Source organism: Microbispora sp. NPDC046973 (genome assembly GCF_040644495.1).
GTDB lineage: Bacteria > Actinomycetota > Actinomycetes > Streptosporangiales > Streptosporangiaceae > Microbispora.
Genome location: NZ_JBEYWQ010000001.1, coordinates 459,219 through 478,655, shown reverse-complemented (window position 1 = coordinate 478,655; position 19,437 = coordinate 459,219). Strand labels below are relative to the sequence as shown.

Below are 19,437 nucleotides of genomic sequence, written 5' to 3'. Positions count from 1 at the left end.
AGGCACACAAAAAAGTTGGCAAACGGTTGACACAGAGGCGCAAAAGCGGGCGCGAAATGCCCGGTTTGGGAGGTCCGGAAGGGGAGTCAGAGGCTGCGGGCGACCCGGGCGAGCAGGTACGCCGTCAACGGAGCGTAGAAGCGGGGAAGCACATTGTCGTCCAGGGGGACGGTGACGGCGATCTTCCCCTCGGCCTCGCCCACGAACAGCGCGGGATCGTTGCTGTCGGCGAAGCCCACGGTCTCGACCCCGGCCTCGCCCGCGGCCCCCGCCCAGCCGTGATCGGCGATCACGAAGTCGGGCCGCTCCTCGGCGAGCATCGCCTCCATCGGCGCCGCCTCGTGGGTGTGCACGAACGTGCCCCGGTCCTCCAGCATCGCCACACCATCGAGGTAGCGGATCCGCCTGCGGCGGCCGAGGCCGCCGACGTACGTCCACCCCTCGGCCGGGAAGAGCAGGGTCGCCCCGTTCTCCGCGAGGAACCGCGCCAGCGCGAGGTGGACGGTGAGCAGGCCGGTCGGGTGGCCGGTGGCGAGCACGATCCGGGGCGCGCCGCGCCGCAGCACCTTGGCGATCCGCTCGCCCATCTCCTCGACGGCGTCGATGGTCCGCTCGGGGTCGATCGTGTCGGGGCCCTCGCGGTGGCCGGGATCGGCCGCCACTCCCGCCTTGTCGGCCATGAGGGCCAGCACCTCGTGATAGGACCACTCGCCCTCGAAGGTGAGCCCGAAGAGGTAGTGCGGGTCGCGCAGCGCGAGCGACCGGTAGTGGTCGAGGTTGTTCTCACGGCTGGTCGCCACGTCACCCGCGATGGCGGTCCGGACGAGGTGTTCGCGCAGTTCGGCTCGGGAGGGTGGTGCGGTCACGACAGGTACAGCGCTCCTCGGCTCGGCGTGATTCCTACTTCTCAGGGCATGGGGTCCAGGCCGTGGAAGGGGAACACCGCCTTCCTGGTCGCGATGACGGCCCGGTCGACGGCGTCGGCTGGATCGTACCCTTCCGAAATGTCCCGCCACTGCGGGTGACGCCCGTCCGTCATCGTCAGGGGCGCCGTCTCCCCGGTGCGATCCTTCACGTACGTCCGCCAGGTGGCCGGTGTGGCGGCCGACGGCTCGACGGGGCGTCCCAGAGCCTCCGCGATCAGGTGCGTCCACGCCCGCGGCACGACCTGGACCAGCTCGTACCCCCCGCCGCCCACCGCGATCCAGCGGCCGCCGGCGGTCTCGTGGGCCAGCCGGTGCAGCGCGGCGTACGCCGCGCGCTGCCCGTCCAGGCTGAGCATGAGATGGGCCAGCGGGTCGAGGGCGTGGCTGTCGCAGCCCTGCTGGGTGACCAGGATCTGCGGCGCGAAGGCGCGCAGCAGCGGCGGGACCACCGCGTGGAAGGCGCGCAGCCACCCGGTGTCGCCGCATCCGGCCGGCAGCGCCACGTTGACCGCGGTGCCCTCCGCGCCGGTCTCCTGGGGGAAGCCGGTGCCGGGGAACAGCGTGCGCGGGCTCTCGTGCAGGCTGATCGTGAGCACCCTCGGGTCGTCGTAGAACGCCGTCTGCACGCCGTCGCCGTGATGCACGTCGACGTCCACGTACGCGATCCTGGTCGCGCCCTGCGACAGCAGCCACGCGATGGCGACCGCCGGGTCGTTGTAGACGCAGAAGCCGCTGGCCGCGCCGGGCATGGCGTGGTGCAGCCCGCCCGCGACGTTGACCGCGTGGTCGGCCTCGCCCGTCCACACCGCCCTGGCGGCGGCCAGTGACGCGCCGGTGACCAGGGCGGACGCCTCGTGAACGCCCGCGAACGCGGGGTTGTCCTCGGTGCCGAGCCCGTAGCGCAGGTCAGGGCGGCCGTCCTTGGAGACGTTCTTTACGGCCTCGATGTAGTCCCGGTTGTGCACCAGCGCGATCTCGTCCTCGGTGGCGGGGACGCAGCCGGTCATCTCCGCGCCGTCGAGCACGCCCAGATCGCGGGCGAGCGCCATGGTGAGCTCGACGCGTACGGGCGCGAGCGGATGGCCGGGCCCGAAGTCGTACGAAACCAGAGCGTCGTCCCAGACGACCCGCACCGCCTGACTCATGCCGTGACGCTATCGCACTGACTCACACCTGGACGCTATCGCTCGGCCGTCACCGGAGTTCACCCGGGCGTCACAGCCCCGTTCGATCCGTACCCCGTTCAATCCGTACGCAGCGCGACGACGGGATCGAGCCTGGCCGCCCGCCGGGCGGGGGCGACGCCGAAGAAGACGCCGACGGCCGCCGAGACCCCGAAGGCGAGCGCGATCGACCACCAGGTGATCGACGCGGGCACCGGCGAGACCGCCTGGATCAGCAGCGCCCCGCCGACCCCGGTCAGGATGCCGATCACCCCGCCGATCGTGGTCAGCAGCACGGCCTCGATCAGGAACTGGCCGAGGATGTCGCGGCCCCGGGCGCCGAGGGCCTTGCGCAGGCCGATCTCCTTGGTGCGCTCCCTGACGCTGACCAGCATGATGTTGGACACCCCGACGCCGCCGACCAGCAGGGAGATCCCCGCGATGGCGGCCAGCACGCCGGTCAGCATGCCGAGGACCGTGCCGATCGTGCCGAGCAACTGGGTCTGCGTGACGGCCGAGAACGTCTCGCCCGGATAGCGGGCGTCCAGGGCGGCCACGACCCGCCGCCGCAGCGGTTCGATCTCGTCCGGGCCGGAGGCGCCGACGGCGATGCCGTTGATCCTCGGCAGCCCGATCAGCCGCTGGGCGGTGGTGACCGGCAGATGCACCTCCTGGTCCCGCGCCACCCCGAACGTGGATCCGACGGTCTCGTAGACGCCGATCACCCGGAACCGCACCCCGGCGATCGTGACCTGACGGCCGATCGGATCGACGTCCCCGAACAGCTTGGCCGCGACCTCCGAGCCGAGGATCACCACGCGCCGCCGCGTGTCCACGTCGGTCTCGGTGAGATAGCGGCCCCGGCGCAGCGGCCGGTCGAAGACGTGGGGCATGTTCTCGTCGGTCCCGGTCAGCGTGGCGAACACCTCCACGCGGCCCACCCGGACCGGCTCGCCGGAGTTCACCGCGACCGTCACCTTCGACGGGTCGCCGACCACGCGCCGCACGTACGCGACGTCCGACAGGTCGAGGCGGCTCTGGGTGGGGGCCGCGCCCAGCCCCACCTGGCCGGGGACCACGAGGATGATGTTGCTGCCGAGCCCCGCGATCTCCTTTTCGACGGCGTCCTTGGCCCCGGTGCCGATGGCGACGAGGATCACGACCGAGAGCACGCCGATGATCACGCCGAGCATGGTCAGCACGCTGCGCAGCCGGTTGACGCGCAGCGCCTCCACCGCCATCCGCAGCGCCTCCGCGGTCCTCATGACGCGGCCCTCATGACGCGGCCCTCATGACGCGGTCCTCATGACGCGGTCCTCATGACGCGGTCCTCATGACGCGGCCCTCATGTGCCGCGCTCGATCCGGCCGTCGCGCACGTGGATCCGGCGGCGGGCCCGGGCGGCGACCTCGGCGTCGTGGGTGACGAGGACGACGGCGACGCCGCCCTCGTTGAGCCGTTCGAGCAGGCCCATCACCTCCTCGCCGTTGCGGGTGTCGAGGTTGCCGGTGGGCTCGTCGGCCAGCAGCACCCGGGGATCGCCCACCAGCGCCCGCGCGATCGCCACCCGCTGCTGCTCGCCGCCGGACATCTGGGACGGCCGGTGCGTCAGCCGGTGGCCGAGCCCGACCGCCTCCAGCGCCGCCCTGGCCCGCTCCCTGCGTTCGGCGCGGGACACGCCCCGGTAGACCAGCGGCAGCGCCACGTTGTCGAGCGCGGACGTGCGGGCCAGCAGATGGAAGGACTGGAACACGAAGCCGATCGTGCGGTTGCGCAGATCGGCCAGTCCTGCGTCGTCGAGCGTCGCCACGTCCACGCCGTTCACCCGCAAGGTGCCGGAGGTCGGCCGGTCGAGGCAGCCCAGCAGGTGCATGAGCGTGGACTTGCCCGAACCGGACGGGCCCACGATCGCCGCGAACTCCCCCTGCCCGACGCGCAGGCTCACCCCGCGCAGCGCGTCGACCAGCACCTCGCCGTCCAGCCGGTAGGAGCGAGTGAGGCCGATCGCCTCGAACGCCGGGACGGCTGTGCCGCTCGCTTCCGGCGTCGCCGACGCGGCGGGCCCGCCGTCACGCTCGTCGCGGCTCACGACAGCGACTGACCGGGGCGTACGGCGTCGGCGCCCTTGACGACCACCCGCTCGCCCGGGGACACCCCGCTGAGGATCTCCACGACCGCGTCGCCCTGCGCGCCCAGCCGGACGACCCGCCGCTCGGCCTTGCCGCCGCGCACCGCCCACACGATCGTCTCCCTGCCGCTCGTCACGATCGCCGACGCGGGCACGGCGGTGGCGTTCTCCGCCCGGCGGACGGCCAGCCGCACCACCGCGCTCATGCCCGGCTTGGGCGCGGGGGCCGCGCTGCCGTCGTCGTAGGCGCCCCGGCCCAGGCGCAGCCGTACGGGATAGCTGACCCCGCCGGTCGCGCCCTCCTTGGGGGTGACCCCCACGCCCGTCACGCTGCCGGTGTACGTCGCGCCGGTCACCGCGTCGAACTCGACCTCGGCCGGCGTGCCCCTGCGCACCAGCAGCACGTCGGTCTCGTCCACGTCGGCGGACAAGGTGAGCACCGACACGTCGGTCACCGTGACCAGCGGGTCGCCGGCGGCCACCGGGACGCCGGTGGCGACGGTCCCGCCGGAACGGCCCGCGGGAGCGGCCGCCGCGGCTCCCGCCTGGCTCCCCAGCCCCGCCGGAAGTTGCGAGACCAGCGCGCCGAGGCCGGCCGCGCCCCCGCCGGAGGACGCGCCGCCGAGCGTGACCACGCCGCCGAACGGCGCCCTCACGACCAGGGCGTCCACGGTCTGCTCGGCCGCGCGCACGGCCGCCCTGGTCTGCGACCTCGACGCCGCACGCAGGGACGCCATGGACGCGCTCAGCCCGCTCATCCCCGCGCTCACCTGGCCGCTCATCTGCGACAGCGTCTGGTCGAGCGAGCGGGTCAGCCCGTCGAGCACCTCGCCGAGCGCCCGCCGCTGGGCCCGCCGGCGCTTGTCCGCGTCGTCGATGGCGGCCAGCAGCCGAGCCCTGGCCGCGCGGTCGCCGATGGACCTGGCCGCCTTCCTCGCCTGGGCGAACGACCGGTCGACGTGCGCGTCCAGAGAGCTCGGCAGCCGCAGGCGCGGCAGCCGTACGCCGACCGGACCACCGCTGAAGGACACCGGGCGGGCGGCCTGCCTGTCGGCCTTCCGCGCGGCCGAAAGCTGCTGCCTGGCCTGGGGGGAGCTGATCCTGGCGAGGATCTGGCCCTTCTTCACCGTGTCGCCGTCCTGGACGTACAGGCGGGCGACCGTGCCGGAGGCGGGGGCGGTCAGGGTGGCCGTCGCACGCGCGCCCACCGTCGCCGGGGCCTCGACGACCTCGCTGACGGTGGTCCTGGTGACCACGGCCACCGGGGCCTTCTGTGGTTCCGCGGACGTGCACCCGGCGGCGAGCAGGACGGCGAGAAATGGGACGAACCCGCGACGAGACGTCACCCGCCAATCGTAAAGCGGTGGTCATCTTCCGTCCCGGAAACGCCGGTCGGCCCAGGGCATACCCCGGCAACCGCGGCAACCGGGGCGGCGCCGGGAGGAAGCGCCGCAGGTCAGCCGGCGGCGAGACGGCGGCTGCGCTCGCAGGCCGCCTCGATCGCGTCGAGGAACGCGGCCCGCACCTTGTGGCGCTCCAGCTCGGCGATGGCGGAGATCGTGGTGCCTCCCGGCGAGGTCACGGCCTCGCGCAGGATCACCGGGTGCTCCCCGGAGTCGCGCAGCATGATCGCGGCGCCGACGATCGACTGGGTGACCATGTCGAGGGCGGCGGCGCGCGGCATGCCCAGCAGGATCCCGGCGTCGACCATGGCCTCGACCAGATAGAAGAAGTACGCCGGGCCGCTGCCGGACAGGGCGGTGGCGGCGTCCTGCTGCGACTCGGGGATGCGCAGCACCTTGCCCACCGGGCTGAGCAGCTCCTCGGTGCGCTTGAGATGCTCCTCGGAGGCGTGCGCCCCGGCCGAGATGACGCTCATGGCCTCGTCCACCAGGACAGGTGTGTTGGACATGACGCGGACGACCGCCACGCCGTCCCCGAGCCTGTCCTCCACGAACCCGGTCGTGATGCCGGCGGCCACCGAGATCACCAGCCGGTCGGCGGCCACGTGCGGGGCGATCTCGGTCAGCAGCGCGCCCATGTCCTGCGGCTTGACCGCGAGGATCAGCGTGTCGGCCAGCTTGGCGGCCTCGGCGTTGCCCGCGACCCGCACACCGTAGCGCTCGCGCAGCGCCTCGGCCCGCTCGGGCCTGCGGGCCGTCGCCACGATCTCCTCTGGCCGCAGACCGGCGCGTACCAGCCCGGAGAGCAGGGCCTCGCCCATCTTTCCGGTCCCGAGAATCGCGATCATTCCTGCACCTCTTCTGGGCTTCGCCGGGATCTCCCCGCAGCTTACCGACCCCGCGGAACGGAGCCGAATGCGCTGCGCCGCGGGCCTGCCGCAAGGGTCAGTTCCAGTGGCCCGCGGCGGCGGTCTCGGCGACGTAGTCCTCGAACCGCCTGGGCGGCCGGCCGAGGGCGTCTTCCACCCCGTCGGACGGCGCGGCGCCCCGCCCGTCGCGGATGTTCACGAGGAGGCCGGTGAGCAGCCGCGCGACGTCGGGCGGCACGCCGCCTGCGACCTGACGCTCCACGAAGACCTCGGGGTCGACGTCGACGTGCCGGATCGCGCGCCCTGTGGCCCTGCCGATGAGGTCGGCCGCCTCCGCGAAGGAGACCGCTCGCGGGCCGGTCAGGTAGTAGATCCGGCCACTGTGGCGCTCGTCGGTCAGCGCCGCCGTGGCGACTTCGGCGATGTCCTCGGCGTCGACGAACGGCGTGCGCCCGTCGCCGGTGGGCAGGGCCAGGGTCCCGGCGAGGATCCCCTGCCGCCAGAAGGCCTCGCTGAAGTTCTGCGAGAACCAGTCCGGCCGCAGGACGGTCCAGCCGACGCCCGAGTCGCGTACGGCCCGCTCCGCGGACTTCAGGGGGTGATCGTCGCCGGCCTCGCCCACGCCGTGGGCGGACAGCAGCACCAGCCGCCGCGCGCCCGCGGCCACCGCCTCGGCCACGAGGGCCGGGACGCGTGCCCGGCGGTCCAGGCCCGGCCGCAGGTCGGGCTCGACGATGTAGACGGCGGCGGCCCCGTCGAGCGCGGGAGCCCACGTCTCCGGTCTGCCCAGATCGAAGGGAACGTCCCCGCCGGTGCGGGACGCCGTACGGGCCTGCATACCGGCGGCCTTGAGACGCCGGGCGACGCGGCGACCGGTCTTGCCGGTGCCGCCGAGAACGAGGATCTTCTCCATGCCTCAAGGAAACCGGGGGAAGCGAAGACGATCCATGGGAGAACGTCGCCCATTCATTTGTGATCGTCTACCGTGACGGCATGGACGTGCTGAGCGATCTGCTCCACCGGGCTCACGCCAGGAACGCGCTGGTCAGGCAGTTGATCCAGCGGCCGCCGTGGGCGCTGGCCTTCACCGGCGCGCCCCCTCTGACGGTCGTGGCCGCGCTCGGCGGCCGTGCGTCGGTCCGGCTCGACGACGCCGGCGTCGCCCCGGTGTGCCTGGCGCCGGGTGACATCGCCCTCATCGGCGGCGCCCACGCGCACACGATCGGCGACAGCCCGTCCACCCCGCCGCAGGCCGTGATCCACGGGGACAGGAAACACGTCGTCGGCGGCGAGGGGGCGGCCGGGGTGCGGCGGAGTCTGGGTCCGCGCACCTACGGCGACGGCCTGCCCGGGGCCACGATCATGCTCAGGGGCGCCTGCGAACTGCGCGGCGAGGCCGGCGTCCGGCTGCTGGGCATGCTGCCGCCGCTGGCGGTCGTGCCTGCCGGGCCGCGGACCCGGGCGGCGCTGGATCTGCTCGCCGCCGAGGTCGCCCGCGACGAACCCGGCCAGGACGCCGTTCTCCACCGGCTGCTCGACCTCGTGCTCGTGCTGGCGTTGCGGGCCTGGTGCGCCGGGCCGGAGGCTCCGCTCCCCTCCTGGCACCGGGCGCTCGCCGATCCCGCCGTCGGCGAGGCGCTGCGCCTGCTGCACGACCGTCCCGCCCACCGGTGGACGGTCGCCGAGCTGGCCGCCGGGGCCGGCATGTCGCGCGCCGCCTTCGCCGAGCGTTTCAGGAGCATGGTGGGCGAGCCCCCGCTCACCTACCTCACCGGCTGGCGGATGACCCTGGGAGCCGATCTGCTCAGCGACACCGACGCCACCGTCGCCGCCGTGGCCCGCGAGGTCGGCTACGAGGACGCGTTCGCCTTCAGCGTGGCGTTCAAGCGCGCCCACGGGGTCAGTCCCTCGGCCTGGCGCCGCCGAACGCGCTGAGCCCGTGCTCACGGCGTACGGCGGCACTCAGGGGATTCGGTCAGGAGGTACGGCGGCGCAGCGTGGCGGCGCCGAGCAGAAGGGCCAGCACGGCCGACCCCGCCACCACGACGACGTCGCGCCAGAACTCGCCGCCAGGCTCGGCGTCCGCGACCGCGTGCGCCATCGCCTCGATCGCGTACGACATGGGCAGGACGTCCGAGATCCATTCCAGCAGCGTCGCCATCTGCCCGCGCGGCACGAGGATCCCGCCGAGCAGGATCTGGGGGATCATCACGATCGGCATGAACTGCACGGCCTGGAACTCCGTACGGGCGAACGCGCTGCACAGCAGGCCGAGCGCGGTGCCGAGCAGGGCGTTGAGCAGGGCGACGAGCACCAGCGGCCACAGCGGGCCCGGCAGGTCCAGGCCCAGCCAGGCGAGAGAGACGGCCAGCGCCAGCGCCACCTGGGCACACGCCGCCAGCCCGAACGCGAGGCCATATCCGAGGAGGAGGTCGAGCCGGCCGAGCGGCATCGCCATGAGCCGCTCCAGCGTGCCCGACGTGCGCTCGCGCAGGGTGGCGATCGAGGTGATGAGGAACATCACCAGGAAGGGGAAGACGCACAGCAGGATCGGCGCCCAGTGGCCGAACGCCCGCTCGTCGTCCATCACGTAGTAGAGCAGGATCATCACCAGTGTCGGCACCAGGACCATCAGCGCGACCGTCCGCCGGTCGTGGCGGAGCTGGATCATGATCCGTCGGGCGGTGGCGAGGGTGATCGCGAGACTCATGCCGCCTCCTCGCCTTCGGCTCGGAGTGGGGTCGTGCCGGAGGCGCGCAGGTGAACACCTCGCCAGACGCTGTGTTCCCTGATTCGCTCGCTACGCTCGCTCATGCCGCCGCCCTCTCCTCGATCAGGCGCAGGAACGCCTCCTCCAGGTCGGTCGTACGCGTGTGGGCGCGCAGGGCGGCGGGAGTGTCGTCGGCGAGGATCTCCCCCTGGCGCAGCACGATCAGCCGCTCGCATCGCGCGGCCTCGTCCATCACGTGGCTGGAGACCAGGATCGTGGTGCCGCCCTCGGCCAGGCGGTGGAAGAGCGTCCACAGCTCCTGCCGCAGCACGGGGTCGAGCCCGACCGTCGGCTCGTCCAGCACGAGCAGTTCCGGACGGCCGAGCAGGGCCACGGCGAGCCCGGCGCGGCCCAGCTGGCCGCCCGAGAGCGTGGACCCGAGCTGGTGGGCGGCGCCGGCGAGCCCCACCTCCGCCAGCACCCGCTCGGGGTCGTCCTTCGGCGCGCCGAGCACGGCGGCGAAGTAGCGCAGGTTCTCCAGCACGGTCAGGTCCCGGTAGACGGCCGGACTCTGGGTGGAGTAGCCGATCCTGCGGCGCAGTCCCGCGCTCCCCGCCGGCTCGCCGAGCACGCTCACCTCGCCGCCGGACACGATCTGGACGCCCACGATCGCGCGCATGAGCGTCGTCTTGCCGCAGCCGCTCGGCCCGAGCAGGCCGGTGACCTGTCCTCGCGGCACCTCGAACGCGAGGCCGTGCAGGACCTCGGCCCCACCCCTCGACACCCGCAGATCCCGTACGGCGATCGCGGGATCCGGTAAATTCATCATGCGTTGAAATTAGTCCGGCGACGGGAGCGCGTCAATGCATGAGCGCCTGCTCGGTCACCGCCGCGGCGCGGGGGCGGATCGGGCCACAGTGCCGCGAGCGGGGTCCGCCGGATCCGGCACCTCGCACCAGGCCGGAGGCCAGACGCGCACGGTCGCGGTGGTGCGCGGAAAGGTGACGCCGGACAGCTCGCCGCCGCCGATGTCGGCGCCGCCGAAGTCCACGGAGCCCTTGAAGTGCGTGTCCGCCAGGTCCAGACGCTGGAGGCCGCGCGGCTCGCCTCCCTGAACCCTGACCGTGAGCGCTCTGATGCTCCGCTGGACGACCGATAGGCCCTTGTGCTCCGCCTCGAATCGCACGGCGGCCGCCTCGGGGTCGGTCTTGTACGCGATGCCGCGCGACGCCGTGCCGGCGAAGGACGCGTCGTCGAGGAACGCGCAGTGCCGGAAACCGGCCCGGCCGAAGAACGTCCCCGCGAAGGAGGTGGGGCCGGCGAAGTCCGAATAGCGGAAACGAACACCGCAGCGGAAGATCGCGGAGCCGAAGTCCAGGCCGCCGTCGAAGGTCACGCCCTCGAAGTGGCCCGCGAAGAACTCGCTGTTCTCGAAGCTCGTGAGGCCGTCGAAGCTCGCCCCGGCGAATTTCGCCGTGCCGAATCGGGCCCCGCCGAAGTCGGCGTCCGTGAACGTCGCTCCGCCGAAGTCGGTGTCGAACCTGAACAGCGCGTACGCGAAGCTCACCCCGTCCCGGAATCCGGCTCCCGCGAAGTCCGCTCCGAAGAACGTCGCGGTGCCGAAGCCGGCGAAGCCCCGGAACTCGGCGCCGGTGAAGTCCGCCCTGCCGCGGAAGCGGCAGTCGGTGAAGGCCGTCCTGCCGGAGAAGACCGCCTGCGCGAAGCTCGCCGCCTCGACCTCGCTGCCGCTCACGTCGAAGTCGACCAGGGATGCCCTCGTGAGGTCGACGGCGACGCCCGGCCAGTGATCACCTTTGTCGCCGTCGCCGTACGCGCCACCGGAGGACTTCAGATGACGGACGACGATCCGCTGTGCGGTCAGGCGGGCCTCCAGGTCCGGTGAGTGCTCCCGGCCCGGGTCGTGGTCCCCGGAGCCGGCCGCGTCCCCGGCCTGCTCGCGTGCCCGGTCTTCCGGGTCATCCGCCGCGCCTGTCGGCAGCGGGGCCCGCAGGTACGCGCAGAGCACATCCATGACGGCCTGGCGGTGCTCGGGGTTGTTCCGGCCCAGCCGCTCCAGGGCGTACATGGCCGCGATGCGCACGCCCGGGTTGCCGGAGCCGAGCTGGTCCACGGCCTTCGAGTAGAGCTCCGTGACCCGCTTCTCCGTCGCGTCGTACTCCTGGTAGACCTGCGTGCGCTCCCCCAGCCACTGGCGGCGGACACCGAGCAGGAGCGCCACGCCTCCGGCGGCTCCCGCGCCCACCGTCAGGCCGCTCTTGATCGCGTCCAGCCGAAGGGCGGGATCCGCTCCCGCGATCGCCGTGAGGGCCGCTGTGGCGATCCAGGTCGAGACCGCGACGCCCATGAGGCCGCCGACGATCCACCAGACCGACAGCACCCGCATCGGGGAGGGCGACGTCCGCGCGGACCTGGAGTTCGTGGCCAGCAGCACGAGTCCGGCCAGCAGCAGGACCAGCCCGCCGAGGACGAGCACGCCGCCGAGCGGTACGCGCGCGAGGAGGCCGGCGATGTCCGTCGAGCGCGCCGCGAGGACGACGGCGGCCAGTCCGGCGAGCAGAGCCGCGGCTCCCTTGGCCTTGCGCATCCGCGTCCCCTCTCGAATCCCCCGTCGCAGGCGGCCCGTCCGGCGGCTCCCGACATGATCACGTACCCGTCCCGGCCGCGCAAAGGGCCTTCGGTGCGGGGCACGGGAGCGGCGCCCCGGGCGGTCGCGGCGGGTGAACCTGCGGCTCTTCACAGCCGTGTAAGGGGCATGAGAAAACTCTGGCTCGTGGCCCTCCTGTTCCTGGCGGTCGCCTGCGGAGGGACCTCCTCCACCTCGGCCTCGCCCGAGCAGCCGGAGGGCTCCCCCTCCGGGGCCGATCACGGCTCACCCGCACCGGCCTCACCGGCCGGCCCGTCCGGCGCGCCGAGCGGCGCCCCCTCTCCCGTGACCCCGGCCGGCCCCACCCTGAACCCGCGCAAGGTGCAGTGGGAGAGCGCCACCCCCGCAGGGGACGGCAGGTCCCTCGACGTCACCTGGTGGTCCGGGGTGGAGCCCTGCAACGTGCTCGACCGCGTCGAGGTGACCGAGACCGCGCGCGAGGTCACCGTCACCCTCTACGAGGGGCAGGACCGGCGTTCGCCGGACGCCGTCTGCATCGCCATCGCGATCCTGAAGACCACGAAGGTGCATCTCAAGGCCCCGCTCGACGGCCGGAAGGTCGTGGACGGCGCGAAGTAGCCCGCCGGACCGGATCGGTGCATAGCCGCCGCATCCGGGGCAGACAGAACAGTCCACACAGGTTCGCGATGACGGGATGAAATCCGCGCGCCCCAGGGTTGAGCCCCATAGACTCAAGACGTTTGACAGACCCCTCGGCGGGGCTAGTATTTGAGTCTGACCGACTCAACTTTGACTACAAGGACGTACTCATGGCACGTGCGGTAGGTATCGACCTGGGGACGACCAACTCCGTCGTCTCGATCCTCGAGGGCGGCGAGCCCACGGTCATCGCGAACGCTCAGGGCTCGCGGACCACGCCGTCCGTGGTCGCGTTCGCGAAGAACGGGGAGGTTCTCGTCGGCGAGGTCGCCAAGCGGCAGGCGGTGACCAACGTCGACAGGACCATCCGCTCGGTCAAGCGCCACATGGGCACGAACTGGTCGATCGAGATCGACGGCAAGAAGTTCACGCCCCAGCAGATCAGCGCGTTCGTCCTGCAGAAGCTCAAGCAGGACGCGGAGGCGTACCTGGGCGAGAAGATCACCGACGCGGTGATCACCGTCCCGGCGTACTTCAACGACGCCCAGCGGCAGGCGACCAAGGAGGCCGGCCAGATCGCGGGCCTCAACGTGCTGCGCATCATCAACGAGCCCACCTCCGCCGCCCTGGCCTACGGCCTCGACAAGGAGAAGGACCAGACCATCCTGGTCTTCGACCTCGGCGGCGGCACCTTCGACGTGTCCCTGCTCGACGTCGGCCAGGAGGACGGGCACGGGTTCGTCGAGGTCAAGGCCACCAGCGGTGACAACCACCTCGGCGGCGACGACTGGGACCAGCGGGTCGTCGACGAGCTGGTCACCCGCTTCAAGAACGCGCACGGCGTGGACCTGTCCAAGGACAAGATGGCCCTCCAGCGCCTGCGCGAGGCGGCCGAGAAGGCCAAGATCGAGCTGTCGGCCCAGACCGAGACCTCGATCAACCTGCCCTACATCACCGCCTCCTCCGAGGGCCCGCTGCACCTGGAGGAGAAGCTCACCCGGGCGGAGTTCCAGCGGATCACCGCCGACCTGCTCGAGCGCTGCAAGGGCCCGTTCCACCAGGTCATCAAGGACGCGGGGATCAAGATCTCCGACATCGCCCACGTGGTCCTGGTCGGCGGCTCCACCCGTATGCCGGCCGTGTCCGAGCTGGTCAAGGAGCTCACCGGCGGCAAGGAGCCCAACAAGGGCGTGAACCCGGACGAGGTCGTCGCCATCGGCGCCGCGCTCCAGGCCGGTGTCCTCAAGGGCGAGGTCAAGGACGTCCTGCTGCTCGACGTCACCCCGCTCAGCCTGGGCATCGAGACCAAGGGCGGGATCTTCACCAAGATCATCGAGCGCAACACGACGATCCCGACCAAGCGCTCGGAGGTCTTCACCACGGCCGAGGACAACCAGCCGTCGGTGCAGATCCAGGTCTACCAGGGCGAGCGTGAGATCGCGGCCTACAACAAGAAGCTGGCCACCTTCGAGCTCACCGGCATCGCCCCGGCCCCGCGCGGCATTCCGCAGATCGAGGTCACCTTCGACATCGACGCCAACGGCATCGTGAACGTCTCGGCGAAGGACCTCGGCACGGGCAAGGAGCAGTCGATGACCATCACCGGCGGCTCGGCCCTGGGCAAGGAGGACATCGAGCGCATGATGCGCGAGGCGGAGTCCTACGCCGAGGAGGACAAGCGGCGCCGCGAGGAGGCCGAGGTCCGCAACAACGCGGACGCGTTGGCCTACCAGACGGAGAAGTTCCTCCGCGAGAACGACGAGAAGGTCCCGGCCGACGTGAAGACCGAGGTCAACGACTCGCTCGCCGAGCTGAAGAAGGCGCTGGAGGGCACCGACATCCCCGCCATCCGCACCGCCGCCGAGCAGCTCGCCACGGTCAGCCAGAAGATGGGCTCGGCCATCTACGCCCAGTCGCAGGCCGGCGCCGAGGGCGCCGCGGCCGGCGCGCCCGGCGCGGACGCGGAGGGCGCCCAGGCGAAGGCCGACGAGGACGTGGTCGAGGCTGAGATCGTCGACGACGAGCGGGAGGGCGGCCGCAAGTGAGCCCGCGTGAGAGCGGCTCCGAGGAGGAGCCGGTGATCCGCGACAACCGCAAGATCGACCCGGAGACCGGCAAGGCCCGCGAGTCCGCCGGGGAGGCGCCGGACGCCGCCCCCGGCGACCAGGGCACGCAGACGGCGGCGGCGCCCGCCGAGGGGTCCGCGACGGACCTGCTCGCCGAGCGCACCGCCGACCTGCAGCGGCTCCAAGCGGAGTTCAGCAACTACCGCAAGCGGGTCGAGCGCGACCGGATCGCCGTCAGGGAACAGGCAGTCGCGAGCGTGCTCACCGAGCTGCTGCCGGTGCTCGACGACATCGGCCGCGCCCGCGACCACGGGGAGCTCACCGGCGGCTTCGCGAAGGTGAGCGAGTCGCTGGAGGCGGCCGTCGGCAAGCTGGGCCTGACCGCGTACGGCGCGAAGGGCGACCCCTTCGACCCGACCGTGCACGAGGCCCTGCTGCACAGCTACTCGGCGGAGGTGACCGAGCCGACGTGCATCGAGATCCTCCAGCCGGGCTACCGGCTCAACGAGCGGATCCTGCGCGCCGCCCGCGTGGCCGTCGCCGAGCCGAGCGAGGAGGCGGCGCCGGAGGAGTCGGCGGCCGGCGCGAGCGAGTCCGGCGCCTCCGACGGGCCGGACGAGAACTGAAAACGCGGAGGTCTCTCCCGATCGGCGAAGATCGGGAGAGACCCGCGAGGGCGCCCGCGACGACGGCCGCGGGAACACCGATTCACTCCCCTTTCGTGCGAAGGAAGCGATAGATGAGCACCAAGGACTACTTGGAAAAGGACTACTACGCCGTCCTTGGTGTGCCCAAGACCGCGAGCGCCGAGGAGATCAAGAAGGCGTATCGCAAGCTCGCCCGTCAGTACCACCCCGACGCCAACCCGGGGAACAAGGAGACCGAGGAGAAGTTCAAGGAGGTCTCCGAGGCGTACGACGTGCTCTCCGACGTCAAGCGGCGCAAGGAGTACGACGAGGCGCGCACGCTCTTCGGGTCGGGGCTCGGCGGCTACGCGGGCGCGGGCGGGACCCGGGCCGGCGGCGGCTTCAACTTCGACCTCGGCGACCTGTTCGGCGGTTCGGGGTCAGGCGAGCGGATCGGGGACCTGTTCGGGGGGTTGTTCAACCGGGGCGGAGCGGGCACGCGCACGACGACCGCCCGGCCACGGCGCGGCCAGGACGTCGAGTCGGAGGTGACGCTCGCCTTCGGCGAGGCGGTCGACGGCACCACCGTGTCCCTCCGGCTCACCAGTTCGGCCGCCTGCACCGCCTGCGGCGGCACGGGGGCGAAGGCGGGCACCACGCCACGGGTCTGCCCGACCTGCGAGGGAACCGGGGCGGCCAGCCGCAACCTCGGCAACTTCGCCTTCTCCGAGCCGTGCCGCGACTGCCGCGGCCGGGGTTTGGTGGTCGACGACCCCTGCCCCGTCTGCGACGGCAGCGGGCGCGGCAAGAGCACCCGTACGATCCAGGCCCGCATCCCGGCCGGGGTCGGCGACGGCCAGCGCATCAGGATCAAGGGCAAGGGCGCGCCCGGCGAGAACGGCGGCCCGGCCGGGGATCTCTACGTGCTGGTCCACGTCAAGCCGCACCCCGTGTTCGGGCGCAGCGGGGAGAACCTGACCGTCACGGTCCCCGTCACCTTCCCCGAGGCCGCGCTCGGCGCCGAGATCAAGGTGCCGACGCTCCGGGGGATGCCGGTGACCCTGCGCATCCCCGAGGGAACGCCCAACGGGCGGACGTTCCGGGTGCGCGGCCGGGGGGCCTCCCGCAAGGACGGCACGAAGGGCGACCTGCTGGTCACCGTCCAGGTCACGGTGCCTCAGAACCTCGACGACAAGGCCCGCGCGGCCCTCGAGGAGTTCAGGAACGCCACGGAGGGCCAGGACCTTCGCGAAGAGCTGATCAAGCAGGCCAGAAGCGAGTGAGCCGATGGATGCCAGGTTTTTCGACATCTCCGACGACACCCCCGTCTATGTGATCTCCGTAGCCGCCCAGCTGTCCGGGCTGCACCCGCAGACGCTCCGCCAGTACGACCGGCTCGGGCTCGTCAGCCCCGGCCGTACGGCGGGGCGGGGGCGGCTGTACTCGACAAGGGACATCGTGCTTCTGCGCGAGGTCCAGCGGCTCTCCCAGGAGCACGGCATCAACCTCGCCGGCATCAAGCGCATCCTCGAGCTCGAAACCGAGAACATGCGCCTGCGCGAGGAGGTCACCCGGCTCAGGGGTGAGCTCACGATGTTGCGGGCACTGGTCCGCTACGAACTGCCACCTGCCTGATCGGCGAAACGAGGCATTCACATATGGACTACAAGTTCACCCAGAAGAGCCAGGAGGCCCTGTCCGCGGCCGTCCGGCGTGCCGCGGCCGACGGCAACCCCGAGGTCGCGCCCGCGCACCTGCTGACGACCCTGCTGGCGCAGAACGGCGGCATCGCCGGGTCGCTGCTGCAGGCCGTCGGCGCGGACCCCCGTCATCTGCGCGCCCAGGCCGAGGAACTGCTGGAGCGGCTGCCGAAGGCGCAGGGCTCCACCGTGAGCGCGCCGTCCAGCTCACGTCAGCTGCTGACCGTGCTCAACACCGCGGCGCAGCGGGCCAAGCAGCTCGAGGACGAGTACGTCTCGACCGAGCACCTGCTCGTCGGACTCGCCACCGACGGCGGGCAGGTCGCCGACCTGCTGAAGGCCGCGGGCGCCACCCCCAACGCGCTGCTGGAGGCGTTCGAGAAGGTCCGCGGGCACGCACGGGTGACCAGCGAGACGCCCGAGGACACCTACCAGGCGCTGGAGAAGTACGGCGTCGACCTCACCGAGCGGGCGCGTTCCGGCAAGCTCGACCCCGTGATCGGCCGCGACAGCGAGATCCGCCGGGTCGTCCAGGTGCTGTCGCGCCGCACCAAGAACAACCCCGTGCTGATCGGCGAGCCCGGCGTCGGCAAGACCGCCGTGGTCGAGGGCCTCGCCCAGCGGATCGTCGCGGGCGACGTGCCCGAGAGCCTGCGCAACAAGCGCCTGGTCGCGCTCGACCTCGGCGCGATGGTCGCGGGCGCGAAATACCGCGGGGAGTTCGAGGAACGCCTGAAGGCCGTGCTCAACGAGATCAAGGAGAGCAACGGCCAGATCGTGACGTTCATCGACGAGCTGCACACGATGGTCGGCGCCGGCGCCGCCGAGGGCGCGATGGACGCGGGCAACATGCTCAAGCCCATGCTGGCCCGCGGCGAGCTGCGCATGATCGGCGCCACCACGCTCGACGAATACCGCGAGCGCATCGAGAAGGACCCGGCCCTGGAGCGGCGGTTCCAGCAGGTCTACGTCGGCGAGCCGACCGTCGAGGACACGATCGCGATCCTGCGCGGGCTCAAGGGCCGCTACGAGGCCCACCACCAGGTGCAGATCTCCGACAGCGCGCTGGTCGCCGCCGCGACGCTCTCCGACCGCTACATCACCGCGCGCTACCTCCCCGACAAGGCCATCGACCTGGTCGACGAGTCGATGTCGCGGCTGCGCATGGAGATCGACTCGCGGCCGGTGGAGATCGACCAGCTCCAGCGGAGCGTGGACCGCCTGAAGATGGAAGAGCTCGCGCTCGCCAAGGAGACCGACGAGGCCAGCCGCCAGCGTCTGGAGAAGCTCCGCGAGGAGCTGGCCAACCGGCAGGAGGACCTGAACGCGCTGGTCAGCCGGTGGGAGCACGAGAAGGCCGGGCTCAACAAGGTCGGCGAGCTGAAGAAGCAGCTCGACGAGGCGCGCGGCGCGGCCGAGCGGGCCCAGCGCGACGGCGACTTCGAGGCGGCCTCCCGCCTGATGTACGGCGACGTGCCGCGGCTGGAGAAGGAGCTCGCCGAGGCCACCAAGGCGGCCGAGAAGGCGGAGGCCGAGGCCGAGCCGATGGTGAAGGAGGAGGTCGGGCCCGACGACATCGCCGAGGTCATCTCCTCCTGGACCGGCATCCCGGCGGGCCGGCTGCTCGAGGGCGAGACCGCCAAGCTGCTGCGCATGGAGGACGAGCTGGGCAGGCGCCTGATCGGCCAGCAGCAGGCCGTGCAGGCCGTCTCCGACGCCGTACGGCGGGCCCGGGCCGGCATCGCCGACCCCGACCGGCCGACCGGGTCCTTCCTCTTCCTCGGCCCCACCGGTGTCGGCAAGACCGAGCTGGCCAAGGCGCTCGCCGAGTTCCTGTTCGACGACGAGCGGGCCATGACCCGCATCGACATGAGCGAGTACGGCGAGAAGCACAGCGTCGCCCGGCTGGTCGGCGCGCCCCCCGGCTACGTCGGCTACGAGGAGGGCGGACAGCTCACCGAGGCCGTGCGGCGCAGGCCCTACACCGTGGTGCTGTTCGACGAGATCGAGAAGGCCCATCCCGAGGTCTTCGACATCCTGCTGCAGGTGCTCGACGACGGCCGGCTCACCGACGGGCAGGGCCGCACGGTCGACTTCCGCAACACGATCCTGATCCTCACCTCGAACATCGGCTCGCAGTTCCTCGTGGACCCCACGATGGAGGGCGAGGCCAAGCGCGAGGCGGTGATGAACGCGGTGCGGGCGTCGTTCAAGCCCGAGTTCCTCAACCGGCTCGACGACATCATCGTGTTCGACGCGCTGGGCACCGAGGAGCTGTCGCAGATCGTGGACCTGCAGGTCGACCGGCTCGCCCGGCGCCTGTCGGACCGGCGGCTGAAGCTGACCGTCACCCCCGCCGCCCGCGACTGGCTCGCGCTGACCGGCTACGACCCGCTGTACGGCGCGCGCCCGCTGCGCCGCCTGATCCAGTCGGCCATCGGCGACAAGCTCGCCAAGGAGCTGCTGTCGGGGGCCATCCGCGATGGCGACGAGGTAATCGTCGACTTTGACGACGCAGGTGACACGCTGACGATCCGGCCCGCTCGGTAAGGTCTTCCCCACCATTGAGGCAAGCGCGCCC

Annotated in this window: 16 protein-coding genes and 1 pseudogene; 7 read left to right on the top strand and 10 right to left on the bottom strand. The window is 72.0% G+C overall.

Features of this window, described 5'->3' with window-relative positions; translation table 11 throughout:
* Positions 1–86: 86 nt before the first annotated feature.
* The 7 genes from ABZ860_RS02310 to ABZ860_RS02280 all read right to left on the bottom strand — a co-directional run bounded on the left by ABZ860_RS02310 (position 87) and on the right by ABZ860_RS02280 (position 7,402).
* The gene (locus ABZ860_RS02310) at positions 87–866 is read right to left on the bottom strand and encodes a phosphatase (RefSeq protein ID WP_357213851.1); all 780 of its coding nucleotides are present in this window, start codon (positions 864–866) and stop codon (positions 87–89) included.
* 41 nt (positions 867–907) lie between these two features.
* The gene (locus ABZ860_RS02305; protein ID WP_357213849.1) at positions 908–2,071 is read right to left on the bottom strand and encodes an acetoin utilization protein AcuC; all 1,164 of its coding nucleotides are present in this window, start codon (positions 2,069–2,071) and stop codon (positions 908–910) included.
* A 98-nt stretch (positions 2,072–2,169) separates the two neighbouring features.
* Entirely contained in the window at positions 2,170–3,354 is a 1,185-nt protein-coding gene (locus ABZ860_RS02300) for an ABC transporter permease (RefSeq protein WP_357213846.1), read from the bottom strand.
* Between the two features lie 80 nt (positions 3,355–3,434).
* The gene (locus tag ABZ860_RS02295; RefSeq protein ID WP_357214726.1) at positions 3,435–4,070 is read right to left on the bottom strand and encodes an ABC transporter ATP-binding protein; all 636 of its coding nucleotides are present in this window, start codon (positions 4,068–4,070) and stop codon (positions 3,435–3,437) included.
* Positions 4,071–4,174: 104 nt separating this feature from the next.
* A complete protein-coding gene (locus tag ABZ860_RS02290; RefSeq protein ID WP_357213843.1) occupies positions 4,175–5,563 on the bottom strand; it encodes an HlyD family efflux transporter periplasmic adaptor subunit in 1,389 nt (462 codons plus the stop codon).
* A 110-nt stretch (positions 5,564–5,673) separates the two neighbouring features.
* Complete coding sequence (gene proC / locus ABZ860_RS02285; protein ID WP_357213841.1) at positions 5,674–6,468, bottom strand: pyrroline-5-carboxylate reductase; 795 nt, start codon at positions 6,466–6,468, stop codon at positions 5,674–5,676.
* Positions 6,469–6,565: 97 nt separating this feature from the next.
* Positions 6,566–7,402, bottom strand: coding sequence for an NAD(P)H-binding protein (locus ABZ860_RS02280; RefSeq protein ID WP_357213838.1), 837 nt, complete (start codon positions 7,400–7,402; stop codon positions 6,566–6,568).
* A gap of 80 nt (positions 7,403–7,482) precedes the next feature.
* Between ABZ860_RS02280 and ABZ860_RS02275 the strand changes: the two genes are divergently transcribed.
* Positions 7,483–8,424 carry an AraC family transcriptional regulator gene (locus tag ABZ860_RS02275; RefSeq protein WP_357213836.1) on the top strand — a complete coding sequence of 314 codons (942 nt, stop codon included), beginning with the start codon at positions 7,483–7,485 and terminating at the stop codon, positions 8,422–8,424.
* A 40-nt stretch (positions 8,425–8,464) separates the two neighbouring features.
* On the opposite strand, the gene ABZ860_RS02270 is transcribed toward ABZ860_RS02275, so the two are convergent.
* From ABZ860_RS02270 to ABZ860_RS02260, 3 genes are all read right to left on the bottom strand, one after another.
* Complete coding sequence (locus ABZ860_RS02270) at positions 8,465–9,199, bottom strand: ABC transporter permease (protein WP_357213833.1); 735 nt, start codon at positions 9,197–9,199, stop codon at positions 8,465–8,467.
* A gap of 100 nt (positions 9,200–9,299) precedes the next feature.
* Complete coding sequence (locus ABZ860_RS02265) at positions 9,300–10,028, bottom strand: ABC transporter ATP-binding protein (protein WP_357213830.1); 729 nt, start codon at positions 10,026–10,028, stop codon at positions 9,300–9,302.
* Positions 10,029–10,082: 54 nt separating this feature from the next.
* Complete coding sequence (locus ABZ860_RS02260) at positions 10,083–11,804, bottom strand: pentapeptide repeat-containing protein (protein ID WP_357213828.1); 1,722 nt, start codon at positions 11,802–11,804, stop codon at positions 10,083–10,085.
* A 168-nt stretch (positions 11,805–11,972) separates the two neighbouring features.
* Between ABZ860_RS02260 and ABZ860_RS02255 the strand changes: the two genes are divergently transcribed.
* The 6 genes and pseudogenes from ABZ860_RS02255 (at position 11,973) to clpB (ending at position 19,406) form a co-directional block, all read left to right on the top strand.
* Positions 11,973–12,443 carry a hypothetical protein gene (locus tag ABZ860_RS02255; RefSeq protein ID WP_357213826.1) on the top strand — a complete coding sequence of 157 codons (471 nt, stop codon included), beginning with the start codon at positions 11,973–11,975 and terminating at the stop codon, positions 12,441–12,443.
* Positions 12,444–12,634: 191 nt separating this feature from the next.
* Positions 12,635–14,509 carry a molecular chaperone DnaK gene (gene dnaK / locus ABZ860_RS02250; RefSeq protein ID WP_357213824.1) on the top strand — a complete coding sequence of 625 codons (1,875 nt, stop codon included), beginning with the start codon at positions 12,635–12,637 and terminating at the stop codon, positions 14,507–14,509.
* Positions 14,506–15,156: a nucleotide exchange factor GrpE gene (gene grpE / locus ABZ860_RS02245; protein ID WP_357213821.1), complete on the top strand. Its 651-nt coding sequence runs from the start codon at positions 14,506–14,508 to the stop codon at positions 15,154–15,156. The genes dnaK and grpE overlap by 4 nt, the downstream gene beginning before the upstream one ends.
* Before the next feature lie 113 nt (positions 15,157–15,269).
* Entirely contained in the window at positions 15,270–16,439 is a 1,170-nt protein-coding gene (gene dnaJ, locus ABZ860_RS02240) for a molecular chaperone DnaJ (protein WP_357213819.1), read from the top strand.
* A 4-nt stretch (positions 16,440–16,443) separates the two neighbouring features.
* Positions 16,444–16,731: pseudogene (locus ABZ860_RS02235) on the top strand (helix-turn-helix transcriptional regulator); the annotation flags it as partial.
* Between the two features lie 83 nt (positions 16,732–16,814).
* Complete coding sequence (gene clpB / locus ABZ860_RS02230) at positions 16,815–19,406, top strand: ATP-dependent chaperone ClpB (protein WP_357213817.1); 2,592 nt, start codon at positions 16,815–16,817, stop codon at positions 19,404–19,406.
* The last annotated feature ends 31 nt before the right edge of the window (positions 19,407–19,437 follow it).

What these genes read in the sequence shown, in the direction of transcription:
- ABZ860_RS02305 (WP_357213849.1), bottom strand. Translation starts at nt 2,071, where the DNA reads ATGAGTCAGGCGGTGCGGGTCGTCTGGGACGACGCTCTGGTTTCGTAC.
- ABZ860_RS02300 (WP_357213846.1), bottom strand. Translation starts at nt 3,354, where the DNA reads ATGAGGACCGCGGAGGCGCTGCGGATGGCGGTGGAGGCGCTGCGCGTC.
- proC (WP_357213841.1), bottom strand. Translation starts at nt 6,468, where the DNA reads ATGATCGCGATTCTCGGGACCGGAAAGATGGGCGAGGCCCTGCTCTCC.
- ABZ860_RS02280 (WP_357213838.1), bottom strand. Translation starts at nt 7,402, where the DNA reads ATGGAGAAGATCCTCGTTCTCGGCGGCACCGGCAAGACCGGTCGCCGC.
- ABZ860_RS02275 (WP_357213836.1), top strand. Translation starts at nt 7,483, where the DNA reads ATGGACGTGCTGAGCGATCTGCTCCACCGGGCTCACGCCAGGAACGCG.
- ABZ860_RS02270 (WP_357213833.1), bottom strand. Translation starts at nt 9,199, where the DNA reads ATGAGTCTCGCGATCACCCTCGCCACCGCCCGACGGATCATGATCCAG.
- ABZ860_RS02265 (WP_357213830.1), bottom strand. Translation starts at nt 10,028, where the DNA reads ATGATGAATTTACCGGATCCCGCGATCGCCGTACGGGATCTGCGGGTG.
- ABZ860_RS02260 (WP_357213828.1), bottom strand. Translation starts at nt 11,804, where the DNA reads ATGCGCAAGGCCAAGGGAGCCGCGGCTCTGCTCGCCGGACTGGCCGCC.
- ABZ860_RS02255 (WP_357213826.1), top strand. Translation starts at nt 11,973, where the DNA reads ATGAGAAAACTCTGGCTCGTGGCCCTCCTGTTCCTGGCGGTCGCCTGC.
- dnaK (WP_357213824.1), top strand. Translation starts at nt 12,635, where the DNA reads ATGGCACGTGCGGTAGGTATCGACCTGGGGACGACCAACTCCGTCGTC.
- dnaJ (WP_357213819.1), top strand. Translation starts at nt 15,270, where the DNA reads ATGAGCACCAAGGACTACTTGGAAAAGGACTACTACGCCGTCCTTGGT.
- clpB (WP_357213817.1), top strand. Translation starts at nt 16,815, where the DNA reads ATGGACTACAAGTTCACCCAGAAGAGCCAGGAGGCCCTGTCCGCGGCC.